We start from the raw sequence: 16,985 nt of genomic DNA on the forward strand, positions 1-16,985 counted from the left end.
CCCCGCTCACCAGCCGCGCCGTGCGACGGCGCGGTACGCGAGCCACACCGCCAAGGCCGGCGCGAACGCGAAGCTCGCGAACAACCACACGGCCGCCGAGCGCGCGCCCTCGACGCCGCCCGGCATGGTGAGGCCCGCCGCATTCGCCACCAGTCCCGCCACCGCCGCGCCAACAGCCATGCCGTAGAGCTGCACGGTGGTGATCGAGGCCGAGGCCAGGCCTTCCTCGCCCTTGGGCGCGAGCGACATCACGCGCGTGATGAGGTGCGGCCAGCCGATGCCCACGCCGAGCCCCACGGCCGCCAGCGCGACGGCGATCAGCAGGGTCTCGAAGCCGTCGCCGAAGAACCCTGGCGACGGCAGCAGCCATGCGAGTGCCACCAGCCCCAGCGTGCAGACCACCGGGCCGGCGCGCAGCATGCGGTCGGCCCCCGTGCCGCTGCGGCCCGAGGACAGCAGCGAGCCCGCGCTCCAGCCGCCCGCCATCGCGGCCGTGAGGTAGCCCGCCGCCAGCGGCGAGTGGCCGTGCAGCAGCTGCAAAAAGTACGGCACGAAGATTTCGGTGGTGCTGCCGATCAACAGCAGCGCCACGCTCGCGTAGATGGCGCCCAGCGGCGCGCTCATCGAATAGGCGCCGCTCGGCAGCACGCGCACGGCGGCGCGGCTGTCGATGCGCGTGGCCGCGAAGCCGATGGCCAGGCCCAGCGCCACGCCAGCGGCCTGCCAGAGCAGGTCAGACCACAGGCCGCTGGCCGCAATCACCAGCACCGACAGCGCGAGCAGGCCAATCTGCATGCCCGGCACGCGCGGTGGAACGTCGGGCCGCGCATGCTTCACGCCCATCGAGGGCCGCAATTGCACGAGCACCAGCAATGCCTGCGCCGCCGCCACCGGCAGCAGGAACCAGAAGGCCCAGCGCCAGTGCCCGGCCTGCGCGAACAGGCCGCCCACGGCCGGCCCGCACAGCGTGGCGACGCCCCACATGCCCGACACCAGCGCCACCGCGCGCGGCCACAGGCGCTGCTCGAACACCAGCTGGATCAGCCCGTAGCTCAGCGCCGCGAGCAGCCCGCCGCCCAGCCCCTGCACCGTGCGGCCCGCGAGCATCCACGGCATGGCCGGCGCGAGCGCGCAGCCGACCGAGCCGGCGCTGAACACCGCCAGTGCCGCCAGGCACGCACCGCGCGGGCCGAGCACCGCAAGCAGCCGCACCGACAGCGTGGCACCGAGGATGGAGCCAACCACGAAGAGCGTGGTGCTCCAGGCGTACCAGTCGAGCCCGCCGATCTCGCGCACCACCGATGGCAGCACGGTGGTCACGATGTGCACGTTGACGGCATGCAGCGCGACGTCGCCCGTCAGTGCCAGCGCGCGCCAGCCGTTGCGGCCGCTGAACAACTCGCTCCATGCGGCGGTGGCGGGCGGGGAACGCAGGGCGGCGGAAGAGGAGGACATAGCGCGAAGACGAAGCTTGGAACGGAGCCCGGATACTAGGCGGCCCGCACCAATTAAACAAACTATTGCTTTGATAAATAAACCGCGCCGAGCCGATGCCGGCGCAGATGCGCGACACTTCTGCCCCGATGCAAGCCGCTTCTTCCTCTCCTTCTTCCTTGTCCACCACGACCACCGGCGCCATGCCCCAACCCCCGATGCGCCGCGCCACGCTGCGCTTTCTGCTGTCGCACCCCGCGCACTTCATCGCGCTGGGCTTCGGCTCGGGCCTGTCGCCCTTCGCGCCCGGCACCGTGGGCACGCTGTGGGCCTGGGTGGCTTTCGCGGTGATGCAGCTTTGGTTCACGCCCGCGACCATCGGCTGGATCATCGCGGCCTCGCTGCCCATCGGCTGGTGGGCCTGCACCGTGGCCGCGCGCAACATGAACGTGGCCGACCCCGGCGCCGTGGTGTGGGACGAGGTGATCGCCTTCTGGATCGTGCTGTGGCTGGTAACGCCGGCCGGCCTCTTCGCGCAGGTCATCGCCTTTGCGCTGTTCCGTTATTTCGATGCCGCCAAGCCCGGCCCGGTGGCCTGGGCCGACGCGCTGTTCAAGCAGCGCGATGCGGTGCAGGTGCGCTGGTGGCGCGCGGGCTTCGGCATCATCCTCGACGACCTGGTGGCGGCGTTCTGCACGCTGCTGGTCATTGCACTCTGGCGCGCATGGTGAACCCGATGGATTCTTCTTCTCCGATGGCCGCAACGGCGCTCGCGGACCAGGACACACCCGAACTGGTCGTGGCCCTGGCCGGCCTGCTGCAGAAAAAGGGCTGGATGCTGGCCACCGCAGAAAGCTGCACGGGCGGGCTGATCGGCGCGGCCTGCACCGAGCTGGCGGGGTCGAGCGTGTGGTTCGAGCGCGGCTTCATCACGTACTCCAACGAAGCCAAGACCGAGCTGCTGGGCGTGGATGCAACGGTGATCGCGGCGAACGGCGCGGTCAGCGAGCCGGTGGCGCGCGCCATGGCCACGGGCGCGATCGCGCATTCGCCGCCGTCGCGCGTGGCGCTGGCCGTGACCGGCGTAGCGGGCCCGACCGGCGGCACGCCCGACAAGCCGGTGGGCACGGTGTGGTTCGGCTGGTCGGTCGACGGCGACGTGCGCACCGAGCGCCGCCGCTTCGACGGCGACCGCGCCACGGTGCGCGCGGCCACGGTGCACCACGCGCTGAAGACGCTGGTCGAGCTGCTCTCGCGCTGAGCAGCGAGCAGGCTCCGATTCTTCAGGCCGTCATGAAGTCGCCGAGCGGCCGGCGCGGCGCCGCGGGCACCGGCGCCATCGGGTAGCCGAGGCGGCACATCATCTGCACCGTCGGGCCGTGCCTGTCGCCCGGCCTCGCGGTGCCCAGCAACAGGTCGTGCGCGACCGCACGGCACGGCGCCATCTCCGCGAACTCTTCGAGCGGCTGGCTCATCGGGTGCATGCCCAGGCCCAGGTCGGTGGCGCGCAGTTGCTGGCGCACATGGGCGCGGCCCGCCGCGATCTGCTCGGTGCGGCTGTTGCCGCGCGTACTGAGCCAGACGAAGCCCATCGCGGTTTGGGCCTGGTCCTCGAACATCTGCAGGGTCTGGCGGAACGAAGGGCTGTCTTCGGGCGCGGGCGTGCTGCGGCTGAACTGCCCCAGCGCAACGGCGATGCGCAGCGCCGGATCGTTGACCGAGAAGCCGTCGCGGTGTTCGAGGATCTCCTGCGGGCCGATGCGCAGCAGCTGCAGGTTTTCCATGGCGGTGCCGGGCGTGGCGAGTTCCACGCGCGCGGCCGCCGCGCAGAGCCTGCGCAAGGGCAGCACGCGCGCCATCTCGACCGTGCCGGCCGAGCTCACCATGCCGCCCACCGGCGCCATCGAGATCAAGCCCTGCAGCATGTCGGCCGACACCGGCCGCGTGAGGTCGAAGCGCTGCTTGGGCGTGCGCCGCCGCAGCACCTGCGCGAACAGAGGATCAGGCACGCCGCCGTCCGCCAACCGCAGCCGGGCCACCGGAATGTGCGGCCAGTGCCGCGGCTCGCCGATCAGCTCGCCCTGCGGCCACAGCTGCACGCTGGCCTGCACGCCCTGCTGCGCGAGCGCCATCACCAGCAGCTCGATGAAGGCGCCGTGGCCAATGACGACCTGCCGGCCGAAGGGATCGGACTCGGGCTGCACGCGCTCGCGGTCGCAATAGACCACGATGGCGTCGGGTTCGCGCAGGTCGACCAGCCAGGGCTGGCAGTTGTACGCGGTGGGCGCCGTGACGGCGTAGGCGACGGCGCGCTTGCGCACGTCGGGCTCGTTGCCGGGGCCGTTCCATATCTCCAGTGCGGCCGCCGGCATGTCGGAGTTCAGCCACCAGGCTGCCAGCGCGGCCGCACCCGCCGCTACGACAACGCCGCCTCCCAGCAGCCGGACAAAGTTTCTTCGCTCATCCATTGAGCGGATTATCGAAAGCGCGCCCGCAGTTCACAATGCGTCAAGCTTTCATAACTGCTATTCAGAACTGAATACCCGATGAGACCCGACAAGGACCTGGGCTTCGACTGGCGGCTGGTGCGCGCGTTTCTGGCCGCGCTCGACCATGGCAGCCTGCTGGGAGCGGCGCGCGCCGTGGGCACGAGCCAGCCGACACTGGGCCGCCACATCGCCGAGCTGGAAGCGCAGTTGGGCGTGGTGCTGTTCGAGCGCACCGGCCGGGGCCTGCGCCCAACCGAGATGGCCACGCGGCTCGCGCAGGCGGCGCGCACCATGGAAAGCGGCGCGCTCGCGCTGTCGCGCAGCGTGTCGGGCGCCAACACCGCGCTGGCCGGCACGGTGCGCATCTCGGCGAGCCAGGCCATGGCGCGGCACCTGCTGCCGGCGCTGCTGGCCCAGATGCGGCGCGAGCTGCCCGAGATACAGGTCGAGCTGGTGGCCACCAACGAGGTCAGCAACCTGCTGCGGCGCGAGGCGGACATCGCGCTGCGCATGAGCCCGCCCGAAACCGGCTCGGTGATCGCCCGGCGCGTGGGCCGGTTCGCGCTCGGCACCTTCGCCCAGCGCGACTACCTGCGCCGCCGCGGCACGCCGCGCCAGATTACCGACCTGCTCAGGCACGACCTGCTGGGCTACGACCGCGACGACAGCATCCTGCGCAGCTCCGCCCAGCTCGGCGCGCCCCTGAAGCGCGAGGACTTCTGCTTTCGCACCGACGACGTCAGCGTGTACTGGGAGGCGCTGCGCCAGGGCATGGGCATCGGCTTCGTGAGCGAGTCATTGGCCCACACCGACGGCGAAGTGGTGCGCGTGCTGCCTTCGATCAAGCTGCCGGTGCTGCCCGTGTGGCTGGCGGTGCACCGCGAGGTGCGCACCGACCGGCGCATCCGCTCGGTCTATGATTTCCTCGCCCGCACCATTCCCCAGGTGCTCTGACCCCCGTGCCCCCCGCCAACCAACCCGAAGGCCTCATGACCGCAGCCACCAACGCCCAGACCATCGAGCGCTTCTACAGCGCCTTCGCCAAGCTCGACGCCGCCACCATGGAGGCCTGCTACGCAAGCGACGCGGTGTTCGACGACGAGGCCTTTTCGCTGCGCGGGCGGCGCGAAGTGGGCGGCATGTGGCGCATGCTGGCCACGGCCACGCAAGCCAAGGGCGCCGACGTGTGGCGCCTGACCTGGCGCGACGTGAAGGCCGACGACAACAGCACCGGCAGCGCCCACTGGGACGCGCACTACCGCTTCAGCGCCACCGGCCGCCTCGTCGACAACAGCATCGACGCGCGCTTCACCTTCACGCCCGAGGGGCTGATCGCGACGCACCGCGACAGCTTCCCGTTCTGGACCTGGTCGCGCCAGGCGCTCGGCACGCCGGGCCTGCTGCTCGGCTGGTCCCCCATGCTGCGCAACAAGGTGCGCGCCACCGCCGCAGCCAACCTCGCCACTTTTCTTGCACGCCAGCCATGAGCAACAACAACACCGCCCTCGCCTTCTCCAACAACGAAGCCCAGCACCGCTACGAGGCCGCGCTCGACGGCAAGCTCGCAGCCTATGCCGAGTACAACCTGCTGACCGACGCGATCATGTTCACGCACACCGAGGTGCTGCCGGAACACGAGGGCAAGGGCGTGGGCTCGGGCATCGCCAGGCATGTGCTCGACGAGGCGCGCGCCAAGGGGCTGCATGTGATTCCGGTGTGCCAGTTCATCGCGGGCTACATCCGCAAGCATCGCGAGTACGCCGACCTGGTGCGGCCGGACATCCAGCGCGCCTTCAAGATCTGACGGAATCGGCCTTCGGCGCGGGCAACCACGCGAAGGCCGCGATGCCCAGCACCAGCAGCACGGCAATGGTGGCCAGCACGGCCGTCAGCGGGTCGCCGCCATGCGCCGACGCCACCGAAGCGGCCACGCCCGTGCCCCACTGCATGAGCGCCACGCCGAGGAACATCGCCATCGTGAACACGGCCATCGCGCGGCCGGTGAGCGTGGCGGGGTAGGCGCCGCGCACGTCGGCGTACTGCCAGACGATGAAGCCCGAGAGCACGCCGATCAGCACCATGCCGGTGATGTCGAGCCAGGCCGAGTGCAGCACCGCGATGAGCGCGAAGAGCCCCGCATAGCCGAGCGCGCAGATCACGATCCAGCGGCGGCGCCCGGCGCCGTCGCGGTCGAGCCGGCCGAAGAGCGGAGCGCCGAACAGCGAGATCACCGACACCGCCAGCGCGACGTTGCCGCTCTGCACCAGCGAGTAGCCGTGGCGCTCCATCATCAGCGGGCCGAGCCACAGGCCGCGCAGCGAGATGAAGGCGGCGTACGTGACTGCCCCCAGCACCATGATGCCCAGCGTGTGCGGCATGGCGAACAGCGCGCCGAACTGGCGGATCGCCTCGGGGATCGATTCTTTGACCTGCGGCACGGCCGAGGCGGGCTCGTGCACCCAGTACCAGATCGCAAGCCACGCCAGCGCGGCCGCCACGGCCAGCACCAGGAAACCCGCGCGCCACGAATAGGCCTGCACCAGCCACGCCAGCGGCGTGCCGGTGGCCAGCATGCCGAGGCCGCCGACGGCCAGCACCATGCCCGACACGGTGGCGAAACGCGCCGCCGGAAAGTGCCGCGCGATGAACACCGTGCACACCAGGAAGGCTGGCGCGCAACCGACGCCGATCAACGCCTGGCCCGCCACCAGCACAAGGTAGCTGGACGACACCGCCGACAGCAGCGCGCCCGCGATGGCGACAGGAAAAGCCACCAGCACCGTGCGGCGCACGCCGTGCAGGTCGATGCCGATGCCCATGAACAGCTGCATGGCGCCGAACGCAAAGTGAAAAGCCCCCGAGAAAATCCCGAGGGCCTGGGCGGAAAGGTGGAAGTCGGTCTGCAGCGGGCTCGCCATGATGGCGCCGACCGTGCGGAATGCCTGGCTCAGCGCGACCCCGGCGCACAGCGCCAGGACCATCACCCAGGCCGCACGCGGCGTCAGGGGTGAGCTGCCAGTGCCGGTGCTAGGTGGCACCGTGGCACTTCTTGTATTTTTTTCCGCTGCCGCAGGGGCAGGGATCGTTGCGGCCGGGAGCGGCTTCCTTGCGGATGGTCTCTGCCTTGGGGCCCAGGCTCTTCCAGAGCTGGCGCAGGTCGTACACGGCCCAGATGGCGGCGCCGAAGTCGTCGAGCCGCTGCTGGCTCACGCTGGGCGGGGCGTCGTCGCTGTACATCGACAGCGTGGGCTTGGCGTTGTCGTCCTCAGTGAGGGCGACGATGTTGTCGAGCGCGTCGTCGAGCATGCGCGCAGCATCTTTGTCGCGCGGCGTGGCCCAGTCTTCGGGCCAGTTCTCGACCGCGTACATGAAGCCCAGCGCCCAGACCTGCGCGAAGGAGGGAATAGCCTCGCCGGCCACTTCGGCACGCTCTTCCTCGGGCAGCGAGGCGATGGCGCCGCGGGTGTCGAGCACCTCGGGCTGCCAGCTGCGTTCGTCGTCGAGGGTTTCGACAGGGGCGTCGAGGCCTTCCTCGATCTCGACCCAGCGGCGCTTCCAGTTCCAGACGAACTCCATGTGCTGCGCGGACGAGAAGCTGTCGCCCAGCAGCACGGGCCAGTATTCGGAGGGCATGATGGGCCGGCGGGTGCAGATCAGCGCGGCCATGAAGCCCTCGCAGAACTCCCATTGGGGGATTTCCTCGTCGTGCTCGCGCATGGCGTCGAGCGCCTGGTCGAGTGCGTCGAAATCGTCGGGGCCGAGGGGGGACTGGGCTGCGGAGGTGGCCTCTGGGGGCGAAATGGGGTCGGGAATGGTCGTCATGGCAAGTTCGGGGCAGCCCTCTATGATGCAGCAGGCTCCGGTCGAGACTATTTCTATGCCCACGATTATTCCGTTTCCGACGCGCTATAGCGCCTTCGCCCTGTGCGTGGTCGGTCTGGTGGCCTGCCTCGCCTTCGTTCTGGTGTCGCCGCACCTGTGGCTGGCCTGGATCGGGGTGGCCGTTTTTGCGGTACTTACAGGTACCGGCGTGCACGACCTGCGGCAGGCCCGCCACGCCATCCTGCGCAATTACCCGGTCATCGGCCATTTGCGCTTTCTGCTGGAGTTCATCCGGCCGGAGATGCGGCAGTACTTCATCGAGAGCGACTCCGAAGCCGCGCCCTTCTCGCGCGCCCAGCGTTCGCTGGTGTACCAGCGCGCCAAGGGCGACCCCGACAACCGGCCCTTCGGCACGCAGCTGAACGTGACCATCGCGGGCTACGAGTGGATCAACCATTCGATGCAGCCGACGAAGCTCGAGAACCACGATTTCCGCATCGTGATCGGCGGCACGCCGCAGCCGGTGGGCGCCAACCCGGCGCAGGTCTGCACGCAGCCTTACAGCGCCAGCGTGTTCAACATCTCGGCCATGAGCTTCGGCGCGCTGTCGGCCAACGCCATCCTCGCGCTCAACAAGGGCGCGAAGATGGGCGGCTTTGCGCACGACACCGGCGAGGGCTCGATCTCGCAGCACCACCGGGTGCACGGCGGCGACCTGATCTGGGAGATTGGCTCGGGCTACTTCGGCTGCCGCAACGACGACGGCAGCTTCAACGAGGAACGCTTCACCGCCAACGCACGCGACCCGCAGGTCAAGATGATCGAGATCAAGCTGAGCCAGGGCGCCAAGCCCGGGCACGGCGGTGTGTTGCCAGCGCCCAAGGTCACGCCCGAGATCGCGGCGGCGCGCGGCGTGCCGGTGGGCGTGGACTGCATCTCGCCCTCATCGCACAGCGCGTTCTCCACACCGACCGAGATGATGCATTTCGTCGCGAGGCTGCGCGAGCTGTCGGGCGGCAAGCCGACCGGCTTCAAGTTCTGCCTGGGCCATCCGTGGGAATGGTTTGGCATCGTCAAGGCGATGCAGGCCACCGGCATCACGCCCGACTTCATCGTGGTCGACGGCGCCGAGGGCGGCACGGGCGCGGCGCCGGTCGAGTTCAGCGACCACGTGGGCGCGCCGCTGCAGGAAGGCCTGCTGCTGGTGCACAACACGCTGGTGGGCGTGAACCTGCGCCACCGCATCAAGATCGGCTGCGCCGCCAAGGTGATCACCGCCTTCGACGTGGCCCGCATGATGGCGCTGGGCGCCGACTGGTGCAACGCCGCGCGCGGCTTCATGATGGCGCTGGGCTGCATCCAGGCGCAGAGCTGCCACACCGGCCACTGCCCCACGGGCGTGACCACGCAAGACCCGCTGCGCCAGCAGGCGCTGGTGGTGCCCACCAAGGCCGACCGCGTGCGCAACTTTCACCGCAGCACGCTGCATGCGCTGCAAGAGCTGGTGCAGGCCGCAGGGCTCGACCATCCGCAGCAGATCACCGCGCACCACATCGTGCGCCGCATTTCCGACACCGAAGTGCGCCTGTTGAGCAACCTGGTGATGCAGGTACAGCCGGGCGCCCTGCTCGGCCCGCTCGACGAGCAGCACAACGTTTTCCGTACCTACTGGCCGCTGGCCAGTGCAGAGAGTTTTCAGCCCGTGACGCAGGGCCCACAAGGGCTTGTGGCGGGCTTTGCATTGGCCGCATGAACCCATTGAGACGAGGCGCCAATACGCGCCTGCAAACGCGCAAAGGCGCAGCTTCGGCGCCCGCGCCTTTAGACGCGCTCTCCCCGAATCCGCCAGCGCCCAGCGACTACGCGGAGTTCCTGCGCACCACCCTGCCCCAGCAGAAGAAAAACGTGGTCAGCCACCGCTTCGGCAGCGAGCGCGTGTGGCTCAAGAAGGCCGGCCCCCGGCATGGCAAGTGGGGCTACCGCGTGATGGCGGCGGTCGCGCGCATGGCGCGGCTGGACATCATCAAGCCGGTGCCCAACCCGGGCGGCGAAGCGGCCATCGCGACCGAGGCCCGGCGGCTGAAACAGCTCGCCGCCGCCGGCCTGCGCGTGCCGGTGGTGCTGGCACAACAGGCCGATGGCCTGCTGATCTCCGACCTGGGCGAAAGCGGCCGCGCCACGGTCGTGCTGCAGGAGCGGATCGACCAGGCCGCCGCCGCAGGCCCCGCCGCACTGCTCGCCGTGTGGCGCGAGGGCCTTATCGCCATTGCCGCAGTGCACGTGCGCGGCCAGCACCTGAGCCAGGCCTTCGACCGCAACCTCGTGCAGTGCCCCGACGGCGTGATCGGCTACATCGATTTCGAGGACGACCCGGCCGAGGTCATGACACTGGCGGAATGCCAGGCGCGCGACTGGCTGAGCTACCTGCACTCAACGGCCATGATGCTGGAAGCTGCAGCGCCGCAGGCTGCCGGGCAGCACTGGCATGCGGCACTGGCCGGCGTGAACGAAGAGGTGCGCGAGCGCATCGCGAACGCGGCAAGACGCATGAAGTGGGCGCAGAAGCTGCCGGCTAGCCGGCGGTGGGGGCGGGATACGCAGCGGGTGCGAGCGGTGGCGCGGCTGCTGGGGCGGTGGTATCTGGCGCCCTCCGGCGGGCTGCTGCAGAACTAGCCGCCGTCGTTACGGGGGTTATTGGCGGTCAAGACGCTTCTGCCGCCATTTGCGAAATACCCGATCGCCCAGCCAACCGCCCACGACAGCAGAAATCGCCTGCGCAACAAGAGCAAGCACAAAGGCGTCGGACAAATCGTCGAAGTTCCGGGCTTTGTTCATTTCGTACCACTGCCCAATGGGCGCGAGCACGCCCTTCGTAACCAGAAAACTGAGTGCCAGCACTCCAGCCAAGATGCAGAGCAGTCGCAACATGAGCTACTGACGATCAAGCTGCTTCTGCCGCCATTTACGAAATACCCAGTCGCCGAGCCAGCCGCCTGCTATCAATGCGACGAGTTGAACGGTGAGTGCGACCATGTACGCTTGGCCTAAGTCACCATCGTTCTTTGCAAAATTGAGCTCATACCAATGGCCCACAGGCCCAATGAGCTTGTAGAAAATAAAGCCGAGCGCAATCGCTCCGACAACGATGGAGAGGATGCGAGCGATAAATCTCATGGCACGTACCAGAACCAAATGGCGGAGCCTTTTCGGTAATCGGTCATGAAGCCTTCCCATGACATGTTCAGTTGAATGCGGAACCAGGACGACAGAGGCGTCAGCCGTGAGCCATTCCAGAGGTCGATGTGATCGCCTTGTCGTCCTTCACCCCAGTAGTTCTGGATGAACACGATTCCGGTGCGTTTGGCGATTTTCTCGAACCCCTCTTTTCCCGTGTATTTCTCGGTGCGAAACATCAGGCCGGACTTGCCGGAATCCAGCCAGTTTGCCAATTCCTGCGCCCTGATCGGGTACTTCGGCTTGTCCTTCTGCCAGGAATAAACGCCTGGGAAGCTGTCGAGGCTCAGACTGGATCGAATGAATGCTGCACCAACGTTGATGGCGCATTGATCCGTGTAGACGTCCTTGTCCAGCAAGGCGTCGTCTCCCTTGATCGTCGGGTGATTCGCCCAAAGGGTCGCAAAAGATGGCTGCATGATTTCCAGTCATAGCAAAGGCTGAAGGGGTGGCATCGGGGCCGCTAGAAAAGCAAGGGGCCGCGATGCCCGTTCGCCGCAACCATCCTCGCCTTGCTGAAATCTAGTGCTGCCCAGAAAAAGGTCGATGACTAAAAGGTTGTCAATTGATACCTGGCACCAAGACCGTTGATGCAGCTAGGCCCCGAACACCGCCTGCACCGCCACACCCCTCAGCGCCAGCCGCTTCTTCATCGACAACACAGCCCGATCCTTGCTAAGCAGCAACGCCCGGTGCGCCACGGCCAGGTCGATGAACACCTGGTCATCGGGATCGCTGCACACGCAGGGCGCACGCGGCGGAATGCCTTCCACCATCTGCACTCGCGCGTCGAAATCTGCCAGCACCATCGGCACCTGCAGCTCCCGCTGCGCCATGCGCCGGGCGATCAGCGGGTAGCCCAGAACGCGTTCGAGCTCGGTGCGCATGGCGGCCGTGGCCAGCCAGCGCAGTTCGCCCGCGGCAAGCCGCGCAGTCAGCGGGCCCCAGGCCGGATCTTCGAAGACCAGCAGGTCGAGCGCGATGTTGGTGTCGATGACGACGGGGGCGGAGGGTTCTGTCAACGTCATGGAATGTGCGGGGGATATCGCCGATGTTGCACCATGCGGGGCCGGCGTCAGGCCCGAGTCGGTTCGGCCGACGACAATGCCCCCGGCGCTTGCGCGCCCTGCCCCATCACAGCATCCGCCCTCTTTCATGAAACGTCTCCCGCTGCTCTGCCTTGTCCTGCTTGCATCCGCGGGTGTCCGGGCTGAGTGGTTCACGCTGTCGGGCACGCCCGGCGACGCCACCAGCAGCTACGTGCAGGTCGAGCCGACCAGCGTCGAGGTGGACGGATCGAACCGCCTGGTGAGCCTCCGCATGAGCCTGCCGGAAGACCGCACGGGCCGCGACGGCATCAAGTTCCGCTCCTTCCAGGCCCGGGCCAAGGTCGACTGCGAAGCCCGCAGCGCGCGCTACGTGAGCGCCACTTACTTCGGCCATCCGGATTTCGTCGGCGAGCCTGTCGCGGTGAGGCATTTCGAGGAGGACGACGTGCGCACCGTGACCCTGGCCGGCGCGCGCGACCTCGTCACGCGAACGATCAATGCGGCCTGTGCCGTCCGCCCCAAGGAAGCCAGGGAACAGCAGCAGCCGAAGCCCGAAGGCGAGCTACTTCCGCGCTGAGCCCGCGACCATGTCGAAGCGGAACAGCCGGCATTCGATCGGGCCGTTCCACATCGGCACGCGGCGCGATTCCTTCAGGCGCATCTGCTTGGGCAGCTTCAGATCGGGCGTGAGCACCCAGGCGGTCCAGCCGGCGTAGTTCTTCTTCCAGTGGGTGGCGAGCTGCGGGAAGAATTCGCCGCCATCACCCTCTCCACCCGCTTCACCCCCCGAGGTCTGCGCCGATTCGCGCGCACCGGAGCGCCCCGTGCCGGCCACGCCGCCCACCTCGATGCGCTCGCCATACGGCGGGTTGAGCATGATCACGCCGCCCTCGGCCGGCGGCATGCGCTGCAGCGCGTCGCCGCCGCGGAACTCGATGGCTTGCGCCACACCGGCGCGCTCGGCGTTGCGTTCGGCAAAGTCGACCATGCGGTGCGACACGTCCGAACCGAAGATCGCCACGCCGCCCTCGCGCACGGCCGTCTCGGCTTCCTGCCTGATGGCTGCCCACACGTGCGCCTGGAACGGCAGCAGCTTCTCGAAGCCGAAGCGCCGCAGCGATCCGGCCGCGATGCCGCGTGCGATCTGCGCCGCCTCGATGGCGATGGTGCCGCTGCCGCAGCAGGGGTCGTACAGCGGCTGGGCCGACACTTCGCCGGTTTCGGGGTTCCACCAGCCGCTGGCGGCCAGCATGGCGGCGGCCAGGGTTTCCTTCAGCGGGGCGTCGCCCTTGTCCTGGCGCCAGCCGCGCTTGAACAGCGGTTCGCCCGAGGTGTCGATGTAGAGCGTGCAGGTGTCGGTGGTCAGGTGGGCGAACACGCGGCAGTCGGGCCACTGGGTCTCGATGCTCGGGCGCACGCCGTTGGCCTTGGCGCGGAAGCGGTCGGCAATGGCGTCCTTGATGCGCAGGGTGGCGAAGTTCAGGCTCTGCAGCGGGCTGTGCTGGGCGGTGGTCTCGATCTTGAAGGTCTGCTTCGGGGTGAACCAGATCTCCCAGGCCACGCCGTTGGCAATGGCGTACAGGTCGTTCTCGTTGCGGTAGGGCGCGTGGGCCAGTTCGACCAGCACGCGCTGCGCGAGCCGGCAGTGCAGGTTGAGCTTGAGGCCATCGCGCCAGTCGGCGCGCACGCGCACGCCGCCGCGCAGCGTGAGCAGGTCTTGCCCGGCGCGGCCGGTCAGGGCGTGCACCTCCTGGGCGAGGAATTCCTCGACGCCGGCGGCGCAAGGCAGGAAAAAGGAGAGATCGTTCACGGAAATTAGGCCATCGGGGAACCCGACTAGGGGACTCCATTGTCGCCGCGTCACGCACCTTCTCTATATAGTCGATTCGCCGATGACCCCCACCCCCGCATCACCGACCGCGCCGGCCGCCGCCAGCGACAGCAGCGACGACCGCTTCGCGATCCAGTGCGAGGTGCTGCGGCTGTCCGTGCGGCCCATCGGCCCGGTGCTGCTGGTGCAGTACCTGCTGAACTGCGGCGTGGCGGCGCTCTTCGCGTGGCAGTACTCGCTGACGCGCGCGCTGGTCTGGATCGCGCTGGTCACAGGGGTGACGGTAATGCGCGGCTTCTTCCCGCAGCGCCTGCCAGAGCCCTTCACACCCGAAACGCTGCGCGAGGCGCAGCGCGCGCACACGCTGCGTACGGCCATCTGGGAGCTGGCGCATGGGCTGGCCGGGGTGCTGCTGTTCAACCCCGCAAGCGCCGACCTGCAGCTGCTGCTGGGCCTGATCCTGATGGGCATGACGCTGTCGTCGGCCTTCTCGGTGTCGTTCTACACACCGGCCACGCAGTTGGCGATCACGCTGCTGCTGGCGCCGATCATCGTCACCGGCCTCTGGATGGGCGCGCCGGTGATGATGGCCGTGGCGGTCATCGGCATCGGCCTGACCGCGATGATGTGGAAGCTGGTGGCCGAACGCTCACGCCAGCTCGAGGAGAACATCGGCCTGCGGCTTAACGAGCGCACCCTGCGCGAGCAGGCTCTGGCTGGCCTGCGCGCCTCCGAGCATGCGCAGGCCGAGCGGCTGCGCTTCTTCTCGGCCGCCAACCACGACCTGCGCCAGCCGGTGATGGCCATCGGCCTGCAGGCCGAGGTGCTGCGCCAGCAGCTGAACAACGGCGCGGACATGGAAGCGGTGCAGCACACGGTGGGCTCGCTGGCGCGCGCGCAGCAGGCGCTGGAGGGGCTGACCAACCAGCTGCTGGAAATCGGCCGCATCGAGGCCGCGGTCGATCCGCTGCGTCCGGTGGCGGTGGCGCTGGCGCCGCTGCTGCAGGAACTGGCCCGGCAGGCGGGCGACGGCCGGGTGCTGGTGCGCTGCCCGCACAACGCAATCGCCTGGAGCGACACGGTGTCGCTGCGCCGCGTGCTCGCCAACCTGGTCGACAACGCCGTCAAGTTCACGCCGCGCGGACGCGTGCTGCTGGCCGTGCGGGCGCGCCGCCGCGGCACCGTCCGGGCCTGGCGCGTGGAGGTGCGCGACAGCGGCATCGGCATCGCGGCCGACGCGCAGCAGCGCGTGTTCAACGACTTCGAGCAGATCGGCAACGTCGAGCGCAACCTGCAGCGCGGCCACGGGCTGGGCCTGGCGATCGTGCGGCGGCTGGCGGCGCAGCTCGGCATTGCGGTGTCGCTGCGCTCGGCGCCGGGGCGGGGGTCGGTGTTCAGCTTCGAGCTGCCTGCCGCGCCGGAAGGTGCTGTGGCGGCGGCGGCGCGCCCTGCGTCCATGTCGCACGACGACGGCGCCACACTGCGCCCCGGACTCGCCGTGCTGGTGGTGGAAGACAACACGGTGGTGGCCGACAGCCTCTCGGCCCTGCTGCTGCAATGGGAAGTGGAGCCGCGCGTCTATGCCAGCGCCGCCGAGGCGCTGGCGCTGGCCGACCTGCGCGCGCTCGACGCGGCGCTGTGCGACATCCGCCTGCCGGGCGCGCTCGACGGCATCGCGCTGGCCGAGAAGCTGCAGCGGCAGAAGCCCTCGCTGGCGATCGCGCTGATTTCGGCCGACATCAACGAAGCCACCCAGCGGCTCGCCGCCGAGCGCGGCTGGCATGCGCTGCGCAAGCCGGTGCAGCCGGAGGAGCTGCGCGGCGTGCTGCTGAAGGCGCAGCAGGCGCGGGGCTGACCGAGGCCACCGGGCTGGCACGGGCCCTGCTGTGCTGTCATGGCTTCCGATATATGCTCCGCGCACAGGCCGCCAGCCCTGCCTTCGATGTCCACCGACACATCCCCCCCTCCCCTCGCCGCCGATCCACGCAGCCCGCGCTACGACCCGCTCGCGATCGCGCTGCACTGGCTGCTCGCAGCCCTGATCGTCGGCTCGTTCGGCGTGGGGCTCTACATGACGGGCCTGCCGTTCTCGCCGCTGCGGCTGAAGGTGTACAGCTGGCACAAGTGGGCGGGCATCACGATCCTCGCGCTGTCGGCGCTGCGGCTGCTGTGGCGGCTGGGGCACCGCCCGCCGGCGCTCCCGCCGGGCATGACGCGCCTGCAGCTGGCCAGCTACCGCATCAGCCACACGCTGATGTACCTGCTGTTCTTCGCGGTGCCGCTGTCCGGCTGGGCCTACAGCTCGGCCATGGGCATGCCGGTCGCGTGGTTCGGCGTGCTGCCGCTGCCCGACTTCGTGCCGGTCGACCACGACTTCGCCGAGGCGGTGCTGCAGCCGCTGCACCGCAACTGCGCCTTCGCGCTGGCGGGCGTCACGCTGCTGCACGTGGCTGCCGTGCTCAAGCACCACTGGATCGACCGCGACGGTCTTCTGAAACGCATGTGGCCCGGGCCACGCAAGGAATCTGCTCGATGATGAAGCGCCTGTTTTTCCGCCTCTTGCCGTCGCTCGCGGCGCTGGCCTTCGCGATGGCACTGCCAGCGGGCGCCGAGCCTGCGGCCGCGAAACTCGTTGCCGACAAGAGCCAGATCGTCTTCGTCACCAAGCAGATGGGCGTGCCGGTGGAAGGCACGTTCAAGAAGTTCGACGCACAGGTCGCCTTCAACCCGAAGAAGCCCGAGGGCGGCAGCGTCGCGCTGCAGATCGACACGGCCAGCGCCGGCTTCGGCGTGCCGATGAGCGACGCCGAGCTGCCCAAGCAGCCGTGGTTCGACGCCGCGCACTTCCCGCAGGCAAGCTTCCAGTCGAGCGCCATCAAGGCGCTGGGCGACGGCAAGTTCGAGATGGCGGGCAAGCTCACCATCAAGGGCACGGCCAAGTACGTGACGGTGCCCGTCAGCATCGCGGCGGCTGGCGGCAACTACGCGGTGGCCACCGGAAGCTTTACGATCCAGCGGCTCGACTACAAGGTGGGCGACGGCGAATGGACCGACACCTCGATGGTCGGCAACGAGGTGCAGGTGCGCTTCAAGTTCACGCTCGCGGGCCTCGGGCCGCTATGAACC

Annotated in this window: 20 protein-coding genes; 11 read left to right on the forward strand and 9 right to left on the reverse strand. The window is 68.8% G+C overall.

Annotation, left to right across the window (positions count from 1 at the left end):
* Nucleotides 1-6 precede the first annotated feature (6 nt).
* Nucleotides 7-1,455: an MFS transporter gene (locus ACSFBF_RS30290; protein WP_435473487.1), complete on the reverse strand. Its 1,449-nt coding sequence runs from the start codon at nt 1,453-1,455 to the stop codon at nt 7-9.
* Between the two features lie 182 nt (nt 1,456-1,637).
* Between ACSFBF_RS30290 and ACSFBF_RS30295 the strand changes: the two genes are divergently transcribed.
* Both ACSFBF_RS30295 and ACSFBF_RS30300 read left to right on the forward strand, forming a co-directional pair.
* A complete protein-coding gene (locus ACSFBF_RS30295; RefSeq protein ID WP_435473488.1) occupies nt 1,638-2,165 on the forward strand; it encodes a phosphatidylglycerophosphatase A family protein in 528 nt (175 codons plus the stop codon).
* Nucleotides 2,166-2,170: 5 nt separating this feature from the next.
* Entirely contained in the window at nt 2,171-2,695 is a 525-nt protein-coding gene (locus tag ACSFBF_RS30300) for a CinA family protein (RefSeq protein ID WP_435473490.1), read from the forward strand.
* 22 nt (nt 2,696-2,717) lie between these two features.
* On the opposite strand, the gene ACSFBF_RS30305 is transcribed toward ACSFBF_RS30300, so the two are convergent.
* Nucleotides 2,718-3,902, reverse strand: coding sequence for an Acg family FMN-binding oxidoreductase (locus ACSFBF_RS30305; RefSeq protein ID WP_435473492.1), 1,185 nt, complete (start codon nt 3,900-3,902; stop codon nt 2,718-2,720).
* A gap of 78 nt (nt 3,903-3,980) precedes the next feature.
* Between ACSFBF_RS30305 and ACSFBF_RS30310 the strand changes: the two genes are divergently transcribed.
* From ACSFBF_RS30310 to ACSFBF_RS30320, 3 genes are read left to right on the forward strand one after another with little or no spacing between them, the layout of a single operon-like run.
* Nucleotides 3,981-4,877 (forward strand): LysR family transcriptional regulator, encoded by an 897-nt coding sequence (locus tag ACSFBF_RS30310; RefSeq protein WP_435473494.1) that lies wholly within the window; start codon nt 3,981-3,983, stop codon nt 4,875-4,877.
* Nucleotides 4,878-4,912: 35 nt separating this feature from the next.
* Nucleotides 4,913-5,410: a nuclear transport factor 2 family protein gene (locus ACSFBF_RS30315; protein ID WP_435473496.1), complete on the forward strand. Its 498-nt coding sequence runs from the start codon at nt 4,913-4,915 to the stop codon at nt 5,408-5,410.
* Nucleotides 5,407-5,727, forward strand: coding sequence for a GNAT family N-acetyltransferase (locus ACSFBF_RS30320; protein WP_435473498.1), 321 nt, complete (start codon nt 5,407-5,409; stop codon nt 5,725-5,727). Before ACSFBF_RS30315 ends, ACSFBF_RS30320 begins: the two co-directional genes overlap by 4 nt.
* On the opposite strand, the gene ACSFBF_RS30325 is transcribed toward ACSFBF_RS30320, so the two are convergent.
* Together ACSFBF_RS30325 and ACSFBF_RS30330 are read right to left on the reverse strand one after the other, a co-directional pair.
* Nucleotides 5,717-6,904: an MFS transporter gene (locus ACSFBF_RS30325; protein ID WP_435473624.1), complete on the reverse strand. Its 1,188-nt coding sequence runs from the start codon at nt 6,902-6,904 to the stop codon at nt 5,717-5,719. The two genes, ACSFBF_RS30320 and ACSFBF_RS30325, sit on opposite strands and share 11 nt — an antisense overlap.
* A 46-nt stretch (nt 6,905-6,950) precedes the next feature.
* Nucleotides 6,951-7,745, reverse strand: a complete 795-nt coding sequence (locus ACSFBF_RS30330) for a YecA/YgfB family protein (RefSeq protein WP_093054132.1) — start codon at nt 7,743-7,745, stop codon at nt 6,951-6,953.
* A 55-nt stretch (nt 7,746-7,800) separates the two neighbouring features.
* On the opposite strand from ACSFBF_RS30330, the gene ACSFBF_RS30335 reads away from it, so the two are divergent.
* Together ACSFBF_RS30335 and ACSFBF_RS30340 are read left to right on the forward strand one after the other, a co-directional pair.
* The gene (locus tag ACSFBF_RS30335) at nt 7,801-9,498 is read left to right on the forward strand and encodes an FMN-binding glutamate synthase family protein (RefSeq protein ID WP_435473500.1); all 1,698 of its coding nucleotides are present in this window, start codon (nt 7,801-7,803) and stop codon (nt 9,496-9,498) included.
* Nucleotides 9,495-10,418 carry a BUD32 family EKC/KEOPS complex subunit gene (locus tag ACSFBF_RS30340; protein WP_435473502.1) on the forward strand — a complete coding sequence of 308 codons (924 nt, stop codon included), beginning with the start codon at nt 9,495-9,497 and terminating at the stop codon, nt 10,416-10,418. The genes ACSFBF_RS30335 and ACSFBF_RS30340 overlap by 4 nt, the downstream gene beginning before the upstream one ends.
* An 18-nt stretch (nt 10,419-10,436) precedes the next feature.
* Here ACSFBF_RS30340 and ACSFBF_RS30345 read toward each other — a convergent pair whose 3' ends face one another.
* The 4 genes from ACSFBF_RS30345 to ACSFBF_RS30360 all read right to left on the reverse strand — a co-directional run bounded on the left by ACSFBF_RS30345 (nt 10,437) and on the right by ACSFBF_RS30360 (nt 12,007).
* A complete protein-coding gene (locus ACSFBF_RS30345) occupies nt 10,437-10,673 on the reverse strand; it encodes a hypothetical protein (protein WP_435473504.1) in 237 nt (78 codons plus the stop codon).
* 3 nt (nt 10,674-10,676) lie between these two features.
* On the reverse strand, nt 10,677-10,919 hold the full coding sequence (locus ACSFBF_RS30350) for a hypothetical protein (RefSeq protein ID WP_435473506.1): 243 nt from the start codon (nt 10,917-10,919) through the stop codon (nt 10,677-10,679).
* Entirely contained in the window at nt 10,916-11,338 is a 423-nt protein-coding gene (locus ACSFBF_RS30355; RefSeq protein WP_435473508.1) for a T6SS effector amidase Tae4 family protein, read from the reverse strand. The genes ACSFBF_RS30350 and ACSFBF_RS30355 overlap by 4 nt, the downstream gene beginning before the upstream one ends.
* A gap of 237 nt (nt 11,339-11,575) precedes the next feature.
* Nucleotides 11,576-12,007 carry a putative toxin-antitoxin system toxin component, PIN family gene (locus ACSFBF_RS30360; RefSeq protein ID WP_435473510.1) on the reverse strand — a complete coding sequence of 144 codons (432 nt, stop codon included), beginning with the start codon at nt 12,005-12,007 and terminating at the stop codon, nt 11,576-11,578.
* A 127-nt stretch (nt 12,008-12,134) separates the two neighbouring features.
* On the opposite strand from ACSFBF_RS30360, the gene ACSFBF_RS30365 reads away from it, so the two are divergent.
* The gene (locus ACSFBF_RS30365) at nt 12,135-12,605 is read left to right on the forward strand and encodes a surface-adhesin E family protein (RefSeq protein ID WP_435473512.1); all 471 of its coding nucleotides are present in this window, start codon (nt 12,135-12,137) and stop codon (nt 12,603-12,605) included.
* Here ACSFBF_RS30365 and ACSFBF_RS30370 read toward each other — a convergent pair.
* Complete coding sequence (locus ACSFBF_RS30370) at nt 12,591-13,838, reverse strand: THUMP domain-containing class I SAM-dependent RNA methyltransferase (protein ID WP_435473514.1); 1,248 nt, start codon at nt 13,836-13,838, stop codon at nt 12,591-12,593. The two genes, ACSFBF_RS30365 and ACSFBF_RS30370, sit on opposite strands and share 15 nt — an antisense overlap.
* 82 nt (nt 13,839-13,920) lie before the next feature.
* Here ACSFBF_RS30370 and ACSFBF_RS30375 point away from each other — a divergent pair, with 82 nt between their 5' ends.
* The 3 genes from ACSFBF_RS30375 to ACSFBF_RS30385 all read left to right on the forward strand — a co-directional run bounded on the left by ACSFBF_RS30375 (nt 13,921) and on the right by ACSFBF_RS30385 (nt 16,982).
* On the forward strand, nt 13,921-15,714 hold the full coding sequence (locus tag ACSFBF_RS30375) for a sensor histidine kinase (protein ID WP_435473516.1): 1,794 nt from the start codon (nt 13,921-13,923) through the stop codon (nt 15,712-15,714).
* Nucleotides 15,715-15,801: 87 nt separating this feature from the next.
* Nucleotides 15,802-16,395 (forward strand): cytochrome b, encoded by a 594-nt coding sequence (locus ACSFBF_RS30380; protein ID WP_435473518.1) that lies wholly within the window; start codon nt 15,802-15,804, stop codon nt 16,393-16,395.
* Nucleotides 16,395-16,982 (forward strand): YceI family protein, encoded by a 588-nt coding sequence (locus tag ACSFBF_RS30385; protein WP_435473520.1) that lies wholly within the window; start codon nt 16,395-16,397, stop codon nt 16,980-16,982. Before ACSFBF_RS30380 ends, ACSFBF_RS30385 begins: the two co-directional genes overlap by 1 nt.
* The last annotated feature ends 3 nt before the right edge of the window (nt 16,983-16,985 follow it).

This window comes from Variovorax nivicola, from assembly GCF_051216475.1.
GTDB lineage: Bacteria > Pseudomonadota > Gammaproteobacteria > Burkholderiales > Burkholderiaceae_C > Variovorax.

Excerpts from the sequence above, each read along its gene's own strand:
- ACSFBF_RS30290 (WP_435473487.1), bottom strand. The coding sequence starts at position 1,455 with ATGTCCTCCTCTTCCGCCGCCCTGCGTTCCCCGCCCGCCACCGCCGCA.
- ACSFBF_RS30295 (WP_435473488.1), top strand. The coding sequence starts at position 1,638 with ATGCCCCAACCCCCGATGCGCCGCGCCACGCTGCGCTTTCTGCTGTCG.
- ACSFBF_RS30300 (WP_435473490.1), top strand. The coding sequence starts at position 2,171 with ATGGATTCTTCTTCTCCGATGGCCGCAACGGCGCTCGCGGACCAGGAC.
- ACSFBF_RS30305 (WP_435473492.1), bottom strand. The coding sequence starts at position 3,902 with ATGGATGAGCGAAGAAACTTTGTCCGGCTGCTGGGAGGCGGCGTTGTC.
- ACSFBF_RS30310 (WP_435473494.1), top strand. The coding sequence starts at position 3,981 with ATGAGACCCGACAAGGACCTGGGCTTCGACTGGCGGCTGGTGCGCGCG.
- ACSFBF_RS30315 (WP_435473496.1), top strand. The coding sequence starts at position 4,913 with ATGACCGCAGCCACCAACGCCCAGACCATCGAGCGCTTCTACAGCGCC.
- ACSFBF_RS30320 (WP_435473498.1), top strand. The coding sequence starts at position 5,407 with ATGAGCAACAACAACACCGCCCTCGCCTTCTCCAACAACGAAGCCCAG.
- ACSFBF_RS30325 (WP_435473624.1), bottom strand. The coding sequence starts at position 6,904 with ATGGTCCTGGCGCTGTGCGCCGGGGTCGCGCTGAGCCAGGCATTCCGC.
- ACSFBF_RS30330 (WP_093054132.1), bottom strand. The coding sequence starts at position 7,745 with ATGACGACCATTCCCGACCCCATTTCGCCCCCAGAGGCCACCTCCGCA.
- ACSFBF_RS30335 (WP_435473500.1), top strand. The coding sequence starts at position 7,801 with ATGCCCACGATTATTCCGTTTCCGACGCGCTATAGCGCCTTCGCCCTG.
- ACSFBF_RS30340 (WP_435473502.1), top strand. The coding sequence starts at position 9,495 with ATGAACCCATTGAGACGAGGCGCCAATACGCGCCTGCAAACGCGCAAA.
- ACSFBF_RS30345 (WP_435473504.1), bottom strand. The coding sequence starts at position 10,673 with ATGTTGCGACTGCTCTGCATCTTGGCTGGAGTGCTGGCACTCAGTTTT.
- ACSFBF_RS30350 (WP_435473506.1), bottom strand. The coding sequence starts at position 10,919 with ATGAGATTTATCGCTCGCATCCTCTCCATCGTTGTCGGAGCGATTGCG.
- ACSFBF_RS30360 (WP_435473510.1), bottom strand. The coding sequence starts at position 12,007 with ATGACGTTGACAGAACCCTCCGCCCCCGTCGTCATCGACACCAACATC.
- ACSFBF_RS30365 (WP_435473512.1), top strand. The coding sequence starts at position 12,135 with ATGAAACGTCTCCCGCTGCTCTGCCTTGTCCTGCTTGCATCCGCGGGT.
- ACSFBF_RS30375 (WP_435473516.1), top strand. The coding sequence starts at position 13,921 with ATGACCCCCACCCCCGCATCACCGACCGCGCCGGCCGCCGCCAGCGAC.
- ACSFBF_RS30380 (WP_435473518.1), top strand. The coding sequence starts at position 15,802 with ATGTCCACCGACACATCCCCCCCTCCCCTCGCCGCCGATCCACGCAGC.
- ACSFBF_RS30385 (WP_435473520.1), top strand. The coding sequence starts at position 16,395 with ATGAAGCGCCTGTTTTTCCGCCTCTTGCCGTCGCTCGCGGCGCTGGCC.